This is a genomic window from Amycolatopsis sp. NPDC050768 (assembly GCF_040654155.1).
Lineage (GTDB): Bacteria > Actinomycetota > Actinomycetes > Mycobacteriales > Pseudonocardiaceae > Amycolatopsis.
In genome coordinates this window covers 1271789-1288787 of the sequence record NZ_JBFAHL010000001.1, presented here as the reverse complement: position 1 = coordinate 1288787, position 16999 = coordinate 1271789, and the positions used below count along the sequence as shown (strand labels likewise).

Below are 16999 nucleotides of genomic sequence, written 5' to 3'. Positions count from 1 at the left end.
TTACCGGCCTCTGGTCAGCCCTGGGTTCGGAACACCAACGAAGAGTGACCCACCCGGATGACGTCCCCGTCGGCCAGCTGCCACGTCTGCACCGGAGTCCCGTTCACGGTCGTGCCGTTGGTGGACCCGATGTCGGCGAGCGTGGCGCTCTGGCCGTCCCAGGTGATCTCCAGGTGCCGGCGCGACACCCCCGTGTCGGGCAGGCGGAAGTCGGCGTCCTGGCCGCGGCCCACGACGTTCCCGCCCTGCTTCAGCGAGTACGTCCGGTTCGAGCCGTCGTCCAGCTGCAGGCTCGCCGCGAGCGCGCGGCCGGCCGCGGGAGCGGGCTGGCCGTAACCGGGCTGCTGCTGGGCGTACGGGTCGGCCGGGGCCTGGCCGTAACCGGGCTGTTGCTGGGCGTACGGGTCCGCCGCCGGCGCCTGGCCGTAGCCGCCGCCCTGCTGGGGCTGGCCGTACTGGTCGTAGCCGCCCTGCTGGGGCTGGCCGTAGCCCTGGTCGTAACCGCCCTGTTGGGGCTGGCCGTAGGCGCCACCCTGCTGGGGCTGGCCGTACTGGTCGTAGCCGCCCTGCTGGGGCTGGCCGTAGCCCTGGTCGTAACCACCCTGCTGGTAGCCCTGGTCGTAGCCGGGCTGCTGGCCACCCTGTTCGTAGCCGGGCTGAGCGGCACCGCCGCCCTGCTGGGGCTGGCCGTACTGGTCGTAGCCGGGCTGCTGGCCGTAACCTTGCTGCTCGTAACCGCCCTGCTGGCCATAGCCCTGGTCGTACCCGGGCTGCTGGCCACCCTGCTGTCCGTAGCCGTACTGGCCCTGCTGGCCGTACGGGTCACCCTGGTCGTATTGGCCGTATCCGGGGGGCTGGCTCATTGCTGGGTCTCCTGCGTTGCTGGGTCGTGCCGACCGTGACGAGCCACCGGGTCCACTCGCGTGGGCGTCGGGATCGACGGACGAACGGGTCTTGAACTGTCCAGTATGCAGCGCCTCGTTGCGCTCGAGTGATACGACGACGTCACCATAGGTCTCCCAGCCGTGCTCGGCGAGGTGTTCGCCCACAGCTTGTGCGAGAACCGCAGTGACCCGCTGCTCGTCACCGGCCATCCGATCGTGGTCAGCCTGCCCCAAGGACACGATGTAGTGATTCGGGGCGAGCTGCCGACCTCCTGCCAGCTCACGAACGTTTTCCTCGCCTTCCCGCTCGAGCGCCACCGCCACTTCCTGCGTGACGACGTTGCCACCGAACATGCGCGCGAAGGTGTTCCCCACGAGGTTCTCGAGACGCCTGTCGAAGCGCTCTACCCGACCCACCTGGGGTGACCTCCTCGCACGTGTGCTTCCGCACCGATCCTATCCGGGAGAGGAAGCCTCGACACGACCCCCGCTGAAACCTGTGAAAACCCCCTGCTACGCTTTACTGGCTGTCAGAGAGAAGCAACTCGGGCGAGTGGCGGAATGGCAGACGCGCACGGTTCAGGTCCGTGTGTCCGAAAGGACGTGAGGGTTCAACTCCCTCCTCGCCCACCTTGGTCGAAGCCCCGTAGTGCTGGCGCACTGCGGGGCTTCTCCCGTTTGTCGGTCGTCATTGCTCCCGGGGGGCCGAGCCACCCGGACCCCCCACGGTGCGGTTGGTGCTGACCCAGCGTGGTCCAGACCCGTAGCGGTAGCGCTGAGCTGGGGAAATGATGTTTGTCATCTTTCTGGGGTGGGGAACGCATGGTGCGTTGGTGAGGTGTGCGTCTGGGGGTGGCGAGGGGGTGGGCGCCAGGGTGGGGGCATGGGTAGGGAAGCGGTTGTCGAGGTGGATGGGCTGAGGGTCGAGTACGGGTCCTTTGTCGCGATTCACGGGTTGAGTTTCACGGTGCGGGCCGGTGAGGTCTTCGGGTTGCTGGGGACGAACGGTGCGGGCAAGACGTCGACGATGGATGTGTTGGAGGGGTACCGGAGGCCGAGCGCCGGGAGCGTGCGGGTGTTCGGGGTGGATCCGGCCAGTGAGCGCGAGAAGGTGGCGCCGCGGGTGGGGATCATGTTGCAGGAGGCGGGGTTCTTCGACGATCTGACGGTGGTCGAGTCCATTCGGGCGTGGCGGAGGTTCACGGCGGATGCGATGACGGTGGACGAGGCTGTCGAACTGGTGGATCTGGGGAAGGTCGCGGGTACGCGGGTCGGGAAGTTGTCGGGTGGGGAGCGGCGGCGGCTGGATCTGGCGTTGGCGGTGTTGGGGCGGCCGGAGTTGTTGTTCCTGGATGAGCCCACGACGGGGTTGGATCCGCAGGCGCGGCGGCGGACGTGGCACGTGCTGGAGAACATGGTCGCGGGCGGCATGGCGATCCTGCTGACCACGCACTACATGGAAGAGGCGCAGTACCTCGCGAACCGCGTGGCGATCATGGACCGCGGGCGGATCATGCGGCACGGGTCCGTGGACGAGGTGATCGGCGCGGACCACGGGTCGACGGTCACGTTCGTCAGTGAGGTGGCGGTGCCGGTCGAGCTGGCGGGGGTGTCGGAGGACGGCCGCCACTACGAGCTGAGCAGCACAGATCCACAGGCGGACCTGCACCGGCTGCTCGACTGGGCCGGCCGCGCCGGAGCGCGGATCTCGGACCTCGAGGTCCGGCGCAACTCGCTCGAAGACGTTTTCCTCAAGGTGGCCGACGAGGCCGCCCTCGCCACCACCGCGAAGGAGCGCTGATGACCGCCATCGCCCCCGCGTACGCCGGACCTCGTCGTTCACTCGGCTTCTGGCGCTACACCTGGTCGCAATTCCTGTTGTCGCAGAAGGTGCACTGGCGCGATCTCGGATTCGCGCTCACCGGTGTGCTCATTCCGCTCGGGCTCGGCATCGGATTGCCGGCGAGCCAGCACGGCAAGGGCGCCATCGCCGGCGTCGACGGCGGGGTCTACCTGCTGCCCGGGATGATGGGATTCGTCCTCGTCTGGATCGTCTACAACGTGGTGAACTCGGCGACCAGCCGACGCGGAAAACTGATTTACAAACGCCTTCGCGGCACGCCATTGCCGGACACCGCCATCATGACCGGCGAAGCGATGAGCGGATCGGTCACGAGCATCGCGCAGGTGGTCGTCCTGCTCGTTTTCGGGCTGACGTACCTGGGTGCGCCGGCTCCGGCAAACCCGCTGTTGCTGCTGGTCGGCGTGGTGCTGGGGGCGTTCACGTTCGCGTTGCTGGCGATCGGGGTGTCGGGTCTGCTGCCGACCAGCGAGGTGTCCACGTGGATCGTGACGCCATTCCTGTTCCTCATGATGTTCGCGTCCGGGATCGTTTTCCCGCTGTCCGAAATGCCGCACTTCCTTCAGGTGCCGGTGCAGTACCTGCCGTCGAGTTCGGTCGTGGAAATCCTGCGCACCGCGTATCTCGGCCGCGACTTCGCCTCGAATCCGGCGACGGCACAGTTGCCGCACCAGGTCGGATTCCTGGAGTCGTTCAGGGCGTGCGTTATGCCCCTGGGACTACTGTGTGCCTGGATCGGCGTTTCCCTCGGCCTGGGCAAGCGCTTCTTCAAGTGGGACCCGAAGCGGTCGGGCTGAGCAGGAGGAGACGTGGACCGGTGGAACCCCGGGACACTGGGCCGCGTCGTCGCGCTGCTGATCCTCGGGACCACCGCCGCGTTCACCGTCGAGGCGTTCTTCCTGTGGCTGAGCACCCACCCCCCAGTGCTCGACGTGCTCTTCGCGGTGCTGGCCGGCGCGGGTGTGCTGGCCGGCACCGGACGCATCGTCTGGGCGGTCGTGCGCCGCTCCGCCGCCCGCGGCGAGCACCTGGTGGACGTGGCGATCGCCACGAGCCTGGCGTTCGCGCTGCTGCTGGCCTTCGGGCCGGCGTGGCTGGCGCTGCCTTCCCTGGTCGCCGGTGTCTCCGCGATCAGCCTCACGGGGCTCAAGCGCTGGATCTTCCCGCTGGTCGTGCTCGTCGTCACGGCCGCTCTCGCCCTCTTGATGCAGGTGCCGGCGTACGCGGTGGCCGAGGTGCTGCTGCGGTCGCTGGTGACGATCGTGGTGCTGGCGGGGATGGGGCTGCTCGTGACCTACGCGGCCGAAGTCCACGCCAACCGCGACGAGCTGGCCCGCATGGCGGTGGTCGAGGAGCGGCTGCGGTTCGCCCGTGACCTGCACGACGTGCTCGGCCGTGGCCTGTCGGTGGTGCGATTGAAGGCCGAGCTGGGTGTGCGGCTGATCGACACCGACCACGAGGCCGCCCGCGCGCAGCTGGTGCAGATCGCGGAGCTGGCCGGCGGGTCCGTGACCGAGCTGCGCAAGGTGATCGCCGGCTACCGTCAGCCGAGCCTGGCCGAGGAGCTGCGCGGCACGTCGTCGATCCTCAGCCTCGCCGGTGTCCGCGTGGTCGCCGATCCGGTGCCCGAGGGACTGCCCGGGCCCGTCGCGGAGGCGATCGGCTCGGCCATCCGCGAAGGCGGCACCAACATCCTGCGGCACAGCGCCGCCGAGAACTGCCGCGTCGAGTTCGCGCGGGACCCCTCGTGCGTCCTCCTGCGGATCCGCAACGACCGTCCGCACGCCGGCGGCACCCGGGCCGGCCACGGCCTCACCGGCCTGGCCGAGCGGCTGGCCGCCGTGCGCGGCACGCTGGAGCACGGCGAGGTCGACGGCGATTTCGTGCTCACCGCCCGCGTGCCCCTTGACCTGCCGAGGAAGAGCTCATGACCTTGCGGATCGTGCTGGCCGAGGACCACGCCCTGCTGCGCGAATCGCTGCGCACGGTGTTCAGCCTCGCCGAGGACATCGACGTCGTGGAAGCCGTGGACAACGGCGCCGACGCGCTGGAGGCCATCCGCCGCGAGCGCCCCGACGGCGCCATGGTGGACATCGACATGCCGCGGATGTCCGGGCTCGAGGTGGCCGAGGCCGTGCGTGCCGAGGGGCTGGACTGTGGGCTGCTCGTGGTCACCAGCTACGGCAAACCCGGCTACCTGCACCGCGCGATGCGGGCCGGGGTGCGCGGGTTCGTCACCAAGAACATCTCGCCGGACGACCTGATCACCGCCGTGCGCAAGGTCTGCACGGGCGGCCGGCACGTGGACCCGGAGATCGCCGCGGACGCGCTGGCCGTCGGGGAGACGCCGCTGACCGAGCGGGAGCTGGACGTGCTGCGCCTGTCCGGCGCGGGGCTGCGGCCCGCCGAAATCGGCGCGCGGCTGTCGCTGGCCGAGGGCACAGTGCGTAACTACCTGTCGAGCGCGCTGACGAAGCTGCAGGTGGACAACCGCGTGGCCGCGTACCGCGTCGCCGAGGAAGCGGGATGGCTGTGACCGACCTGCTGGAGCTGTACCGGGACCTGCACGCGCACCCCGAGCTGGCCGGCGCGGAGAAGCGGACGGCGGACGTGCTCGCGCGCGAGCTGACCGCGCTGGGGTTCACCGTGCGTAGCGGAATCGGCGGCAACGGTGTGGTCGCGGCGTTCGAAAACGGCGCCGGACCGACGGTCGCGATGCGGACCGAGCTGGACGCGTTGCCGCTCGCCGAGCGCACCGGGTTGCCGTACGCGGCCGACGGTTCCGCCATGCACGCCTGCGGGCACGACCTGCACTTGACCGCCGTGGTCGGCGCCGCTCGCGAGCTCGTGGCGACGCGCGCGGAGTGGCGCGGCCGGGTCGTGGTGCTCGGGCAGCCGGCCGAGGAGACGCTCGAAGGCGCGCTGGCGATGGTGGCCGACGGGGTGCACGACGTGTTCGGCGCGCCCGATGCGTTGCTGGCGCAGCACGCGGTGCCCGGCCCGGTCGGTCGGGTGGGCCATTCGCCGGGGCAGATCACCGCGCCGTGTGCCGAGCTGGCGATCACCGTGCATGGCCGGGGTGGCCACGCGGCCGTGCCGCACCTCGCCGTGGACCCCGTCGTGCTGGCCGCGCACCTCGTGGTGCGCCTTCAGTCGGTGGTGGCGCGGGAGACGAATCCGGCCGATCCGGTCGTGGTCACCGTCGGCTCGGTGCACGCGGGCGACGCGGCGAACGTGATCCCGGACCGCGTGGAGCTAGGGGTGAGCGTGCGCGCGGCGAGCGACGGGGCGCTGGCCCGGGCGCTGGCCGCGATCGAGCGCGTGTGCCGGGCCGAGGCCGCTGCGTCCGGCGCGCCGCTGGAGCCCGAGGTCGTGACGGTGCGCTCGGCGCCGGCGACCATGAACGACCGGCAGCTCGTGCTGGCCGTGCGCGCGGCGCACCTGTCGGGGCTGGGGGCGGACCGCGTCGGCTGGACGCCGCCCGTGGCCGCGGCCGAGGACTTCGGCCACCTGGCCGCGCTGCCGGACGGCGGGACTGTGCCGCTGTGTTACTGGACGCTCGGCGTCGGCACCCGCGGCACCAACCACTCACCTGACTTCGCTCCGGAGCCGGCGGCGCTCACGGACGGGTGGCGGGCTCTTGTCCTCGCCGCGCGGGCGGTACTCGCTGTAGCCGAGGAGTAGTCGCTCCGGCACCCATAGTTGATCTACCTTAAGGGAACCCTAGGAGAAGCCTAAGATAGCTGTCAGCTAACTACTCCACCTGGGTGACATCGGTGATTTTTACTCCACCTACGGCCGGATTGGGTTTAGCGTCACAGCCGTGCGAATCGCTCAGCGCGAATTGCACAAAACTGGGGAATCAAAAGCCTGGGGGGGCTTGCGTGATGAGAACTGTCATGGTTGCCGCTATCGTAGTTGTGTCCGTTTTATCTGGTATTTCCGCTGCTGAAGCCAGTGTCCCGGCGCCCCTGAGATGCGTGCCCAGCACGCAGTACGCGTACGTCGGCTTCGAGCTGGCGAAATGGGATTACGTCGGTGTCGACGGCGGGGAATACCGGTATCGGTACAGCTTCAACGGCTGGAATCAGGGCACTGTCACCTGCAAACCCAAGGCGTGAATTCCATTCGCTTTCTACACCTCTGAAGGGAGGTGAAGGGAATGCAGGAAAACACGACCGCCGTGGACGCGGTGGAGGAGCTGCAGGTCGAGGAGCTGGTGGAAACCACCGCGGCCGGCACCGCCTTCTGCATCGGCAGCGCGGGCTGCCCGTCCAGCGCCGGCACGGCGTCCAGCTTCGGCTGAGCAGTCCCACACCACTGATCCACAAACCCGAGGAGATCGAGATGAACGAGTTCGACAACCAGGTCGAGCAGGCGTTCGCCGACGACATCACGGTGGAGGAGCTCGGCGCGGTCGCCGGCGCCGGTACCACCAACACCGGCGGCACCATCAGCTCCACCACCTGCCCGGCGTGCATCGGCACCGCCTTCAGCTGGTCCTGAGAGGAAACGGTCATGGAAACGCAGGAAACGCAGGACTTCACCGAGGAACTGACCGTCGAAGAGCTGTCCGACGCCACCGGCGCCGGCTGGTGCGTCGGGTCGGCCGGCACGTTCGGCTGCCCCTCCAGCGCCGGCAGCTACGGCACCGTCAGCTCGCACTGACGCACTGAACTGAGCAGGGAGGAAAAGAAATGAACGAGGAAATCTTCGAGCCGGCCACGACCGAGCTCACCATCGAGCAGCTTTCCGACGCGCAGGCCGGCAGCTTCTGCCTCGGCAGCGTGGGCACCGCGGGGTGCCCGAGCTCGGCGGGCACGGTCGGCACCGCGAGCTCGAGCTGACAATCCCCCAGGACATCCGCGGCGAAACGAACCTCTGAAGGGAGGTTGTCATGGAGAACGTTACCACGCAGGCCCCACAGGTCGAGGAGCTCGTGATCGAGGAGCTCGCCGAGGCCGGTGCCGGCAACTGCTTCGGAACGGCGGGCAGCATCGGCTGCCCGGTGTGCTTCGGCACCTACGGCTGCGCCACCTGATCCCAGGTGTGTTAGGTCAGCTATTCCACCCACACCGCGTGGTCGCCGTCGAAAAATGATTCATGAATGAGCGGCGACCACGCGGTGCGGGAAAACACGTGCTCTGAAAGGACTGGGGGATGTCGGAAATCGTCCAGCGGTTGTGGCGGCACTTCGCACGCCTGGAGCCGTTCGGAATGCAGGCTCCGGATTTCTTCGCGGAGCTGGTGGAACAGGCGCCGGTGGTGCGCTTCGATGGAATGTGGGTCATTTCCGGATACGAGTTGGTGACCCGCCTGTGCACCCACCCCGGCTTCCCCATGGCGGCCCCCGTCTTCACCGACGTGGTCCACCGAGATAACCCACAGTTTGTTCGCTTCTTCGGCAGCACCATGTCGGTGCGGGCCGCCGAGGAGCACACGCGGCTACGCGGTGTGCTCACCGGGGCGTTTTCCGGCCGCCGGCTGGCCGGTCTGCGCGACCGCATCGACGACGTCGTCGCCGATCTGCTGGCCGAACCCCTGCGTCGCGGCGAGGCGGAGTTCGTCTCCGAGCTGGCGACGCCGCTGCCGGCCGCCGTCACCGCCGTGCTGCTGGGCGTGCCGCCCGCCGACCGCGACTTCGTCACGGCGCGGGCCACGGGGATGATGAGCCAGCTCGCCGCCGGTTTCCTCACCGAGTCACACCCCGACGCGGGGACCCCGATCACCGCCGCCGAGTTCGCCGAGCTGCGCGACTACGTCGCCGGGCTGCTGGCCCGGCGCCGCGCCGAGCCGGCCGAAGACCTGATCGGGCTCCTCGCCCAGGCGCAGGCGGCGGGCAAGCTCACCGCCGACGAAGCCGTGGACATGGTGCTGCTGCTGTTCATGACCGGGCTCGACACCGTCACGGCCGCGCTGGCCAACACGCTCGTCGTGCTGTCCGAGCAGCCCGACGTCGCCGCGGCCCTGGCCGCCGACCCGGGGTGCGGCGACCGCGTGTTCGCCGAGGCCATCCGCCTGCGCACGCCGGTCGCGTTCGGCTCGCGCCAGGTCGCGCACGACCTGTCCGTCGGCAAGCTCGACTTCAAAGCCGGCGACACCGTGATCCTCGCCTTCGCCGCGGCCAACCTCGACCCCCGCAAGTTCGACGCGCCGCTCGAGTTCCGCTGGGACCGGCCGATGACCGGCAACGTCGCGTTCGGCCACGGCAGTTACTACTGCCTCGGCAGCGCGCTCGCCGCGATGACCGCGCAGTCGCTGCTGACGGCGGTGCACGACCGGCTGCCGACCCCGAGCCGTCCGCTGGCCGAGCTGCCCTGGCGCGCGTCGCTGGCTTTTCCGACCCCGCGCGTGCTGCCGGTGACTTTCGCGCCCGCGCTGGCGGAAAGCGGTGCGCGGTGAGCACGCGCTACCGGTCTCGTGCCGGAGCCGAGTTCCGCCAAGTCGAGGAGTCCGACTGCGGTGCGGCCTGCCTCGGCATCCTGCTCGCCGGATTCGGCAAGTACCTGTCGTGGCCGGTCCTCTCGCAGGCCTGCGGCGGTGGCCGCGACGGCATCAGCGCCGCGACACTCGCCCGGCGCGGCCAGCAGTTCGGGCTGACGGTGAGCGCCAAGCGCGTGCGGCTGTCCGGGGCTGAGGCCGACGTCGCCACGCTGCGCGGGCTGGCCGCGCCCGGCGTGGTCTTCGTGGACAACCGGCATTTCGCGGTGCTGGAACGCGTCGGTCGCGGGGGCAAAGTGCGGCTGCACGACCCCGCGGCAGGGCGGCACACGCTGTCGATCGACGAGTTCCGCGAGCGGTTTTCGGGGCTGTACCTGGGTTTCCGGCCGGGTGCCGGGTTCGAGCCGAGTGGTGCGCCGCAGCGGGTGCTGCCGCGCGCGCTGCGTTGGCTGGGTGCCGGGCTGCCGGTGGTCCTCGGCGCGGTGGTGGCCGGGGTGGTCACGGCCGGGCTGACCGTGGTGGCCGCGTTGCTGGCCCGATCGCTGGTCACGGCGACCGCCGGGCCCGGGGCGACGTGGTGGCTGGCCGCGGTGGCCGCGGGTGTCGCGCTCGCGGGCTGGGCGCAGCAGCGGCTGGTTTCGGCCGCGTTGCTGCGCACCTCGCTGAAGCGCTCCACCGAACTGGTCGGGCACCTGCTTCGGTTGCCCGGCAGCTACTTCCACCGCCGTTTCACGGGCGGCGTCGCGGCGCGGGTGCAGATCGCCGACACGATCGCGCAGCAGCTGACCACGGTGGTGCTGCCGGTCGCGGTGAGCCTGGCGGCCGTCGCCGGGCTGCTCACGGTGCTGGCCGTGCTCGCTCCACCGGCCGCCGCGCTGCTGGCCGGGAGCACGGTGCTGACCGCGTTGTTCGTGCGGTTCGGCCGGCGGTCCGGGACCGAGCGGCAGTCGGCGCTGATGGTCGAGCAGTCGGCGCGGGACGGGCTTTCGCTCAACGTGCTGTCGGCCATCGACACGGTGAAGGCCGAGGGCAGCGGGCGCCAGGCGTTCGGCCGCTGGTCTTCGGCGCAGCGCAAGGTGCTGGCCGCGCAACGGCGGGCGGCGCTGGGCGAGCACGGGATCGGGCTGGGCGTCACGGCGTTGCACGCGCTCGGGTACGCCGCCTGTCTCGCGCTGACCGCGCTGGTCGCGCCCGGCGAGGTGATCACCGTGGCCGTGCTGGCCGGCGTGTGGCAGCTGCACGCGGGTGGGCTCGTCACGGGGCTGCACCGGATCGGCGGCCTGCGCAGCAGCTTCGCGGCGTACGACGACGTGGCCGGCGCCGAGCCCGATCCGTCCGATGTGGACGAACCCGTCGCCGTCGGGCCGGGTCGGCTCACCGTGCGCGGCCTGCGCTACGGCTACGACACCAACACCGAGCCGCTGCTCGTTTCGCTCGACCTCGACGTGCCGCCCGGCGGCCGGATGACGCTGGTCGGCCCGAGTGGCTGCGGCAAGTCGACGCTGGCGAAGCTGCTGGCCGGGCTCGTGCGGCCGTGGTCGGGCGTCGCACTGGTCGACGGGCGGCGCAGCGCGGACCTGCCGCCGTCGGTGCGGCCGTTCCTGGTCGGGTACGTGCCGCAGCGGCCGGCGTTCTTCGAGGGCACCGTGCGCGAGAACCTGGAGCTCGGCACCACGCTGCCGGACGACGCCATCGCCGCCGCGCTCGACGACGCCCAGCTCACCGAGATGATCGAGCTGCGCGGCGGCATCGACGCGGCGCAGGTCAGCCAGCAGGCCCGCAACTTCTCCGGTGGCGAACGCCAGCGGCTCGCCCTGGCCCGTGCGCTCGCCCGCAACCCACGCGTCCTCGTGCTCGACGAGGCGACCAGCGCCGTCGAAACCGCGCTGGCCGCCCGCATCGACGCCGCCCTGCGCACCCGCGGCACCACCACGGTCGTCGTGGCCCACCGCCTCTCCGAAGTCCGCGGCGACGACACGGTCGTGTTGCTCGACCACGGCGCCGTGCGCGTCTACGGCACCCACGACGACCTGCTCGCCCACTCCCGTGGCTACCGCGACATCGCGGAGGTGGCCGGATGACCACCACCTTGCCCACTGAGAAAACCCGCTCGTGGTTCGAGGAAACCGGCGCGACGGCGGCGTCGCTGCGACAGGCCGTGGCCGGGAAGACCAAGCCGGAGACGGACGGGCCGCAACGGCTCGACGACAGTGCTCCCGCACCGGCCGCCGTCCGGCAGGCTGAGCCGGAGCCCGCCTTGCCTCGCAAGGCCACCGCCGTCCTGCCCCACGAAGGCAGCACCGGCCGCCACCTGCTGTCCTTCGCCGTTCGCGGCCAGCGGACCCGGCTCGTGGTGAGTGCCGTGGTCGGGTTGCTGGCGACCGTGTTCGGGTTCGTCGTGCCGCTGGCCGGGATGGTGCTGGCGATCGCGATCGCCGCGGACAACCGCGCCGCCGTGCCGTACCTGGCCGGCGCGTTGGTCGGGCTGCTCGCGTTGCAGCTGCTGACCACCGCGGTCGTGGAGCGCGGGCTGCTGACCTTGACCGACGGGGCGCAGGACCGCCTCGAGTCGGCGATCTGGCAGCGTCTGCTGAGCCTGCCCGCGACGTTCTTCCGCGACTATCCGCTGCGTCGCCTCATGGGCTTCTCCGGCGGGGTCGGCCAGCTGCGCGGGCTGCTCGGCAGCGGCGGCCTCACGGCGGCGCTGCACGCGGTGTTCGCGCTGGTGGCGATCGCGTTGCTGGCGTTGCTGGACCCGTGGCTGGCCGTCGCGGCGGTCGGGATCTTCGGGCTCGTGCTCGGGGCGATGCTGTGGCTTTCCGTGCGCCAGCAGCGGCACGACACCGAGGTGCTGTCCGCCGTGGACGACGTGCAGGCGGCCGTGTACCCGGCGATGCTCGGCATCGACGACGTGCGGGCGTTCGGCGCGCAGTCCTATGTGGTCGGTCGGTGGAGCAAGGCGTTCCGCTCGCAGAAGCGGTCCGACGACGTCGGCCTGCGGTACGCGGAAATCGCCAGTGCGCTGGCCGTGGCCTGCTATCCGGCGCTGCTCGCGGTGCTGTTGCCGATGGCGTCGGGCCTGGGGTTCACCGGGCAGTGGACCGTGGTGATGGTCGCGATGACGCTCAACCTCACCGCCACCCGGCTGCAGAGCGCGCTCGTCGGCCTGTTCGCCATCGGGCCGGTGCACGCCCGCCTCGCGCCGGTGCTGACCACGCGGCCCGAGACGCCGGCGCGCCCGACCCCGCTGCCGGCCGCGCGCGGTGCGGTGGAGCTGTGCGACGTGAGCTTCCGCTACCCCGGCCAGACCCGTGACCTGCTCACGGACATCTCCCTGCGCATCGAGCCGGGGGAGTTCGTGGCGTTGATCGGAGCGTCGGGCGCGGGCAAGTCGACGCTGCTGCGCCTCATGCTCGGCCTCGACCGGACCGAGCGCGGCAGCGTGCTGGTCGACGGCGTGGACGTGAACACGTGCGACGTCGACGAGTTGCGCACGCGGATCGGTTACGTCGCACAGGACGCGACGCTCATGCGCGGCACGCTCGCTGAGGTCATCTGCGGTGCGGCGGCCGAGGTGGATCTCGACCTCGCGCAGCGGGCGGCCGAGCAAGCGCAGCTCTGGGACGTCGTCGCGGCCCTGCCGATGGGCCTGCACACGCAGGTCACCGACGGGGAAAGCGGCCTGTCCGGCGGCCAGGTGCAACGCCTGCTGCTGGCCCGCGCCCTCGCCAAACGGCCCGCCGTGCTGCTGCTCGACGAGGCCACGAGCGCACTCGACGCCGCCGCGCAGGAGCGGGTGCGGCGCGCGGTCGACGACCTGCGGCTGACCCGGGTGGTGGTGGCCCACCGGCTCTCCACCATCCGCTCGGCCGACCGGATCGCCGTGCTGGAGCACGGCCGCATCGCCGACCTCGGCACCTTCGCCGAGCTGTCCGGCCACTCGACGGCTTTCGCCCGGCTGGTGGGCAGCGCCCGCCGGCTCGACTGAGGGGACAACCATGACGAAGAGCATCAATCGGATTACGAGGTTCAACCGGTCGCTGCGCGTGCTGACCGTGCCCGGCGACGCCGTGTACCTCACGAGCGAGCGCACGACGCAGACCCGGCTGGCCGGTGCGCTCGTCGAGCAGCTGGCACCGCTGCTGGTCGACGGGCAGCACAGCCGCGAAAGCATCAAGCAGGCGCTGGCGGAAGCCGACCCGGCGCGCATCGACGTGGCGCTGGACCGCTTGCGCCGCAGCGGGTACGTCGTGGAGGTGGACCCCGAGGTCGACCCGCGCGTCGGCGGCTACTGGGAAGCGTCCGGTGTGGACGGTGACGACGCCGTGCGCCGACTGTCCGGTGCGGACGTGCGGGTGCTGACCGCCGGCGACGTCGACGCGGCCGGGTTCACCGAGGCCCTCACGGCGCTCGGCACCGGCGTCACGACGGATCCCGAGGCGCCGGCCGGGTTCACCGTCGTCCTCACCGACGACTACCTGCGCCCCGAGCTCGCCGAGTGGGGCACGAAGTTCCACGCGGCCGGCACGCCGTGGCTGCCGGTGAAGCCGGTCGGCAGCATGATCTGGGTCGGCCCGGTCTTCGAACCCGGCGTGACCGGCTGCTACGAATGCCTGCGCGTGCGGCTGTCCAACAAGAACGTGCTGGCCAGCTACCTGCGCCAGCGCGGCGTGCTCGACAGCCCGGCGCTGGTCAACTCCGTGACCGGCACCGGCGTCACGCGGGACCTGGCGCACCGCCTCGCCGCGCTGCACGTGGGCAAGTGGCTCACCGGCGCGTTCGCCGCGGGCCGGGCCGCGATGCCGGCGCCGCCGGGCGGAGTGGCCGCGCAGTACGGCACGCCGTGGCAGTCCGAGGTCATCACGCTCGACACGGTCAGCCTCACGCAGGAGCACCACCCGTTCCAGCGCCGGCCGCAGTGCCCGCTGTGCGGGGAGCCAGACCTGCAGGCCGACCGCATGGCGGCGCCGGTGCGGCTCGAGCCGCGCCCGCGCATGGCGAGCAGCGACGGTGGTTACCGCTCTAGCCCGCCGGAACAGTTCGTGGCGCGCTACGAGCACCTGATCAGCCCCGTCACAGGCCCCATCAGCAACCTCGTGAAGGTGCCGCTGGAGGTCGAGGGCCTGCACACCTACACCGCGGGCCAGAACTTCGCGATCCCCATGGCCAACGCCAACGACCTGCGTGCCGGCCTGCGCAGCTGCAGCGCGGGCAAGGGGATGAGCGACGCGCAGGCCAAGGCGTCGGCCGTCGGCGAGGCGATCGAGCGCTACTCGGGGCTGTTCCACGGCGACGAGGCCCGCCGCACCGCGCGGCTGGCCGACCTCGACCCGGCCGAGGTCGTCCACCCCAACGCGCTGCACCTCTACAGCGACGACCAGTTCCGCGACCGCAAGGAGTGGAACTCGCGCCCGTCGCACTTCCACTGGGTCGCCGACGACCTCGACCCGCAGGCCGAGATCGAGTGGTCACCGGTGTGGTCGCTGACCGAGCAGCGCACCAAGCTGTTCCCGACCTCAGGCTTGTATTTCGCTTACCACAACCCGAAAACCCCGTTCCAGGCCGGCGCGAACTCCAACGGCTGCGCGGCGGGCACGAGCCTCGAGGACGCGATCCTGCAGGGCTTCATGGAGCTGGTGGAGCGCGACACCGTGGCGATGTGGTGGTACCACCGCCTGCGCCGCCCGGCGATCGACCTGTCGACGTTCGACGTGCCGTACTTCGCGCAGTGGCAGCAGCGCTACGACGAGCTGGAGCGCGACACCTGGGTGCTGGATCTGACCAACGACCTGGGCATTCCTTCCGTGGCCGCGGTTTCCGTGCGCCGCGACAAGCCCGCGCAGGACATCCTGTTCGCCCTCGGCGCGCACTTCGACGTGGAGGTCGCGATCGGGCGGGCGCTGTCGGAGATGAACCAGTTCCTGCCCGCCGTGATCGGGATGAAGGCCGACGGTTCGGGTTCCTACGCCTACAACGACCCGGACCAGCTGCACTGGTGGCGCAACGCGACCGTGGAGAACCAGCCGTACGTGCTCCCGGCCGAAGGCGCGTTGCGCACCCGGGCCGACTTCGAGCGCTACGAAAGCGCCGACGTGCGCGAAGACGTGCTGCGCGCCGAGCGGGCCGTGGCCGAGCGCGGGATGGAAATGCTGGTGCTGGACCAGACGCGGGTGGACATCGGCCTGCCCGTGGTGCGCGTGCTGGTGCCGGGAATGCGGCATTTCTGGCCCCGCTTCGCGCCCGGCCGGCTCTTCGACGTGCCGCGCGAACTGGGCTGGATCGATGAAACGCCGTCCGAAGCCGACCTCAACCCGATTGCGATGTTCCTATGACCACGCTCGAACGCACCGCCGAACACACCGTCACCTTCCGCCGCGACGTGTCCGTGCTGACCAAGGACGACCAGGTCCTGCTCGGCCTGGCCGACCGTGCGGGTTACCGCCTGCGCGGCGTCGGCGCCCCGATGCTGGCGGCCCTGGAGCAGGTCCGCGCCGGGCTGCACACCGAGGACGAGCTGGCCGCCGAGCACCCGCAGTCGCCGGTCGCGACCGTGCTGACGAAGGTGGAACCCTTCCTGGCCACGGGTTTCCGCCTGCGCGGCGAGCGCGTGGCCGTGCTGGAGCGCACCGGCGTGACCGGGCTGCGGCCCGAGCTGCCGGAGCTGGCCGGCGCGTGGCTGCGGCTGGGTAAGTTCAGCCTTCTGCGCCGTCGCGGCGGGGAGCTGGTGGTGGAGTCGCCGCTGAGCAAGTACCGCGCGGTGCTGCTCGACGCGGCATTGGCCGGAGCCGTGGCCGCGCTCGCCGTGGCGCAGCCTTCGTCGGAAGTGGACACCGAGTGGTGGCCCGTGGTGGCCGCGCTGGCGGGCGCGGGCTTCCTCGACGTCGGAGCCGACGGCGAGTTCCCCGTGGACTCCGACGACGTGCTGCGCCAGTGGGATGTGCACGACCTGTACTTCCACAGCCGCAGCCGCATCGGTCGCACCGACGAGGCGTTCGGCGGCCGGTTCCCCTACGTCGGCGAGATCGAGCCCCTGCCCGCGGTGGCGCCCGCGCCGGACGGACCGCGCACGGAGCTGTTCCGCCCGTCCTTCGACTCCGTGCGTGCCGCTGACCAGGGGCTGCAGGAAACGATCGAGGCCCGCCAGTCCATCCGCGCCTACGGCGAGGAGCCCATCACCGCCGAGCAGCTGGGCGAGTTCCTCTACCGCACGGCGCGCGTGCGCGGCACCTACGGCCCGCGGCCCGAGGCGCGGATGCCGTACGAGGGTTCGAGCCGCCCGTATCCCTGCGGTGGCGCGGGGTACGAGCTCGAGCTGTACGTCACCGTCCGCCGGTGCAAGGGGCTGGAGCCCGGCATCTACCACTACGACGCCGGCGATCACGTGCTCCGGCTGATCAACACCGAGGCCGAAGCGCGCGACGAGCTGCTTCGCGTGGCGACGCTGTCGACCGGCGGCCAGGCTGTGCCCGACGTGCTGGTCACCATGACGTCGCGCTTTCAGCGACTCGCGTGGAAGTACCAGTCGATCGCGTACGCGGTGACGCTCAAGCACGCCGGCGCGCTGTACCAGACCATGTACCTGGTGGCGACCGCGATGGGCCTGGCCGGCTGCGGGCTGGGGAGCGGCGACGCCGACGCGGCGGCGCGCGCGTTCGGCCTGGACTACCTGAAGGAGTCCTCGGTCGGCGAGTTCATCCTGGGCAGTGCCCCGCCCCAGCTGCCCGCCCCGGTGAGCGGCGACGGCGCGCTCGACTGGCGGGCCGGCAACGACCCGGGCTGGCAGGCCGAGGCACTCGCCGCGCGGAGGCGGTGA

General features: G+C 71.1%; 17 protein-coding genes and 1 tRNA gene. 17 read left to right on the top strand and 1 reads right to left on the bottom strand.

Going from position 1 to position 16999, the window contains the following annotated elements; translation table 11 throughout:
* Nucleotides 1-14: 14 nt before the first annotated feature.
* Nucleotides 15-1301 (bottom strand): DUF3662 and FHA domain-containing protein, encoded by a 1287-nt coding sequence (locus AB0H62_RS06570; protein WP_220245449.1) that lies wholly within the window; start codon nt 1299-1301, stop codon nt 15-17.
* 130 nt (nt 1302-1431) lie between these two features.
* Between AB0H62_RS06570 and AB0H62_RS06565 the strand changes: the two genes are divergently transcribed.
* From AB0H62_RS06565 to AB0H62_RS06485, 17 genes are all read left to right on the top strand, one after another.
* Nucleotides 1432-1514: transfer RNA gene (locus AB0H62_RS06565), tRNA-Leu, on the top strand.
* 253 nt (nt 1515-1767) lie between these two features.
* Complete coding sequence (locus AB0H62_RS06560) at nt 1768-2685, top strand: ABC transporter ATP-binding protein (RefSeq protein WP_360584503.1); 918 nt, start codon at nt 1768-1770, stop codon at nt 2683-2685.
* Nucleotides 2685-3542: an ABC transporter permease gene (locus AB0H62_RS06555; protein ID WP_220245451.1), complete on the top strand. Its 858-nt coding sequence runs from the start codon at nt 2685-2687 to the stop codon at nt 3540-3542. The genes AB0H62_RS06560 and AB0H62_RS06555 overlap by 1 nt, the downstream gene beginning before the upstream one ends.
* Before the next feature lie 12 nt (nt 3543-3554).
* Nucleotides 3555-4676, top strand: a complete 1122-nt coding sequence (locus AB0H62_RS06550; protein ID WP_360584501.1) for a histidine kinase — start codon at nt 3555-3557, stop codon at nt 4674-4676.
* Nucleotides 4673-5281 carry a response regulator transcription factor gene (locus AB0H62_RS06545; protein ID WP_360584499.1) on the top strand — a complete coding sequence of 203 codons (609 nt, stop codon included), beginning with the start codon at nt 4673-4675 and terminating at the stop codon, nt 5279-5281. The genes AB0H62_RS06550 and AB0H62_RS06545 overlap by 4 nt, the downstream gene beginning before the upstream one ends.
* Nucleotides 5272-6429, top strand: a complete 1158-nt coding sequence (locus AB0H62_RS06540) for an amidohydrolase (RefSeq protein WP_360584497.1) — start codon at nt 5272-5274, stop codon at nt 6427-6429. Before AB0H62_RS06545 ends, AB0H62_RS06540 begins: the two co-directional genes overlap by 10 nt.
* Nucleotides 6430-6725: 296 nt before the next feature.
* The gene (locus AB0H62_RS06535) at nt 6726-6866 is read left to right on the top strand and encodes a hypothetical protein (protein WP_220245455.1); all 141 of its coding nucleotides are present in this window, start codon (nt 6726-6728) and stop codon (nt 6864-6866) included.
* 41 nt (nt 6867-6907) lie between these two features.
* Nucleotides 6908-7051 carry a thiocillin family RiPP gene (locus tag AB0H62_RS06530; RefSeq protein WP_220245456.1) on the top strand — a complete coding sequence of 48 codons (144 nt, stop codon included), beginning with the start codon at nt 6908-6910 and terminating at the stop codon, nt 7049-7051.
* A gap of 41 nt (nt 7052-7092) precedes the next feature.
* Nucleotides 7093-7251 carry a RiPP peptide gene (locus AB0H62_RS06525; RefSeq protein ID WP_360584495.1) on the top strand — a complete coding sequence of 53 codons (159 nt, stop codon included), beginning with the start codon at nt 7093-7095 and terminating at the stop codon, nt 7249-7251.
* A 12-nt stretch (nt 7252-7263) separates the two neighbouring features.
* Entirely contained in the window at nt 7264-7413 is a 150-nt protein-coding gene (locus AB0H62_RS06520) for a thiocillin family RiPP (RefSeq protein ID WP_220245458.1), read from the top strand.
* A gap of 29 nt (nt 7414-7442) precedes the next feature.
* Entirely contained in the window at nt 7443-7592 is a 150-nt protein-coding gene (locus AB0H62_RS06515; RefSeq protein ID WP_220245459.1) for a thiocillin family RiPP, read from the top strand.
* A 50-nt stretch (nt 7593-7642) separates the two neighbouring features.
* Nucleotides 7643-7786 carry a hypothetical protein gene (locus AB0H62_RS06510; RefSeq protein ID WP_220245460.1) on the top strand — a complete coding sequence of 48 codons (144 nt, stop codon included), beginning with the start codon at nt 7643-7645 and terminating at the stop codon, nt 7784-7786.
* 119 nt (nt 7787-7905) lie between these two features.
* A complete protein-coding gene (locus AB0H62_RS06505) occupies nt 7906-9147 on the top strand; it encodes a cytochrome P450 (RefSeq protein ID WP_360584492.1) in 1242 nt (413 codons plus the stop codon).
* The gene (locus AB0H62_RS06500) at nt 9144-11267 is read left to right on the top strand and encodes an ATP-binding cassette domain-containing protein (RefSeq protein WP_360584490.1); all 2124 of its coding nucleotides are present in this window, start codon (nt 9144-9146) and stop codon (nt 11265-11267) included. The genes AB0H62_RS06505 and AB0H62_RS06500 overlap by 4 nt, the downstream gene beginning before the upstream one ends.
* Nucleotides 11264-13174 (top strand): ATP-binding cassette domain-containing protein, encoded by a 1911-nt coding sequence (locus tag AB0H62_RS06495; protein WP_360584488.1) that lies wholly within the window; start codon nt 11264-11266, stop codon nt 13172-13174. The genes AB0H62_RS06500 and AB0H62_RS06495 overlap by 4 nt, the downstream gene beginning before the upstream one ends.
* Before the next feature lie 10 nt (nt 13175-13184).
* Nucleotides 13185-15518 carry a TOMM precursor leader peptide-binding protein gene (locus AB0H62_RS06490; protein WP_360584486.1) on the top strand — a complete coding sequence of 778 codons (2334 nt, stop codon included), beginning with the start codon at nt 13185-13187 and terminating at the stop codon, nt 15516-15518.
* Nucleotides 15515-16999, top strand: coding sequence for a SagB family peptide dehydrogenase (locus AB0H62_RS06485; RefSeq protein WP_360584483.1), 1485 nt, complete (start codon nt 15515-15517; stop codon nt 16997-16999). The genes AB0H62_RS06490 and AB0H62_RS06485 overlap by 4 nt, the downstream gene beginning before the upstream one ends.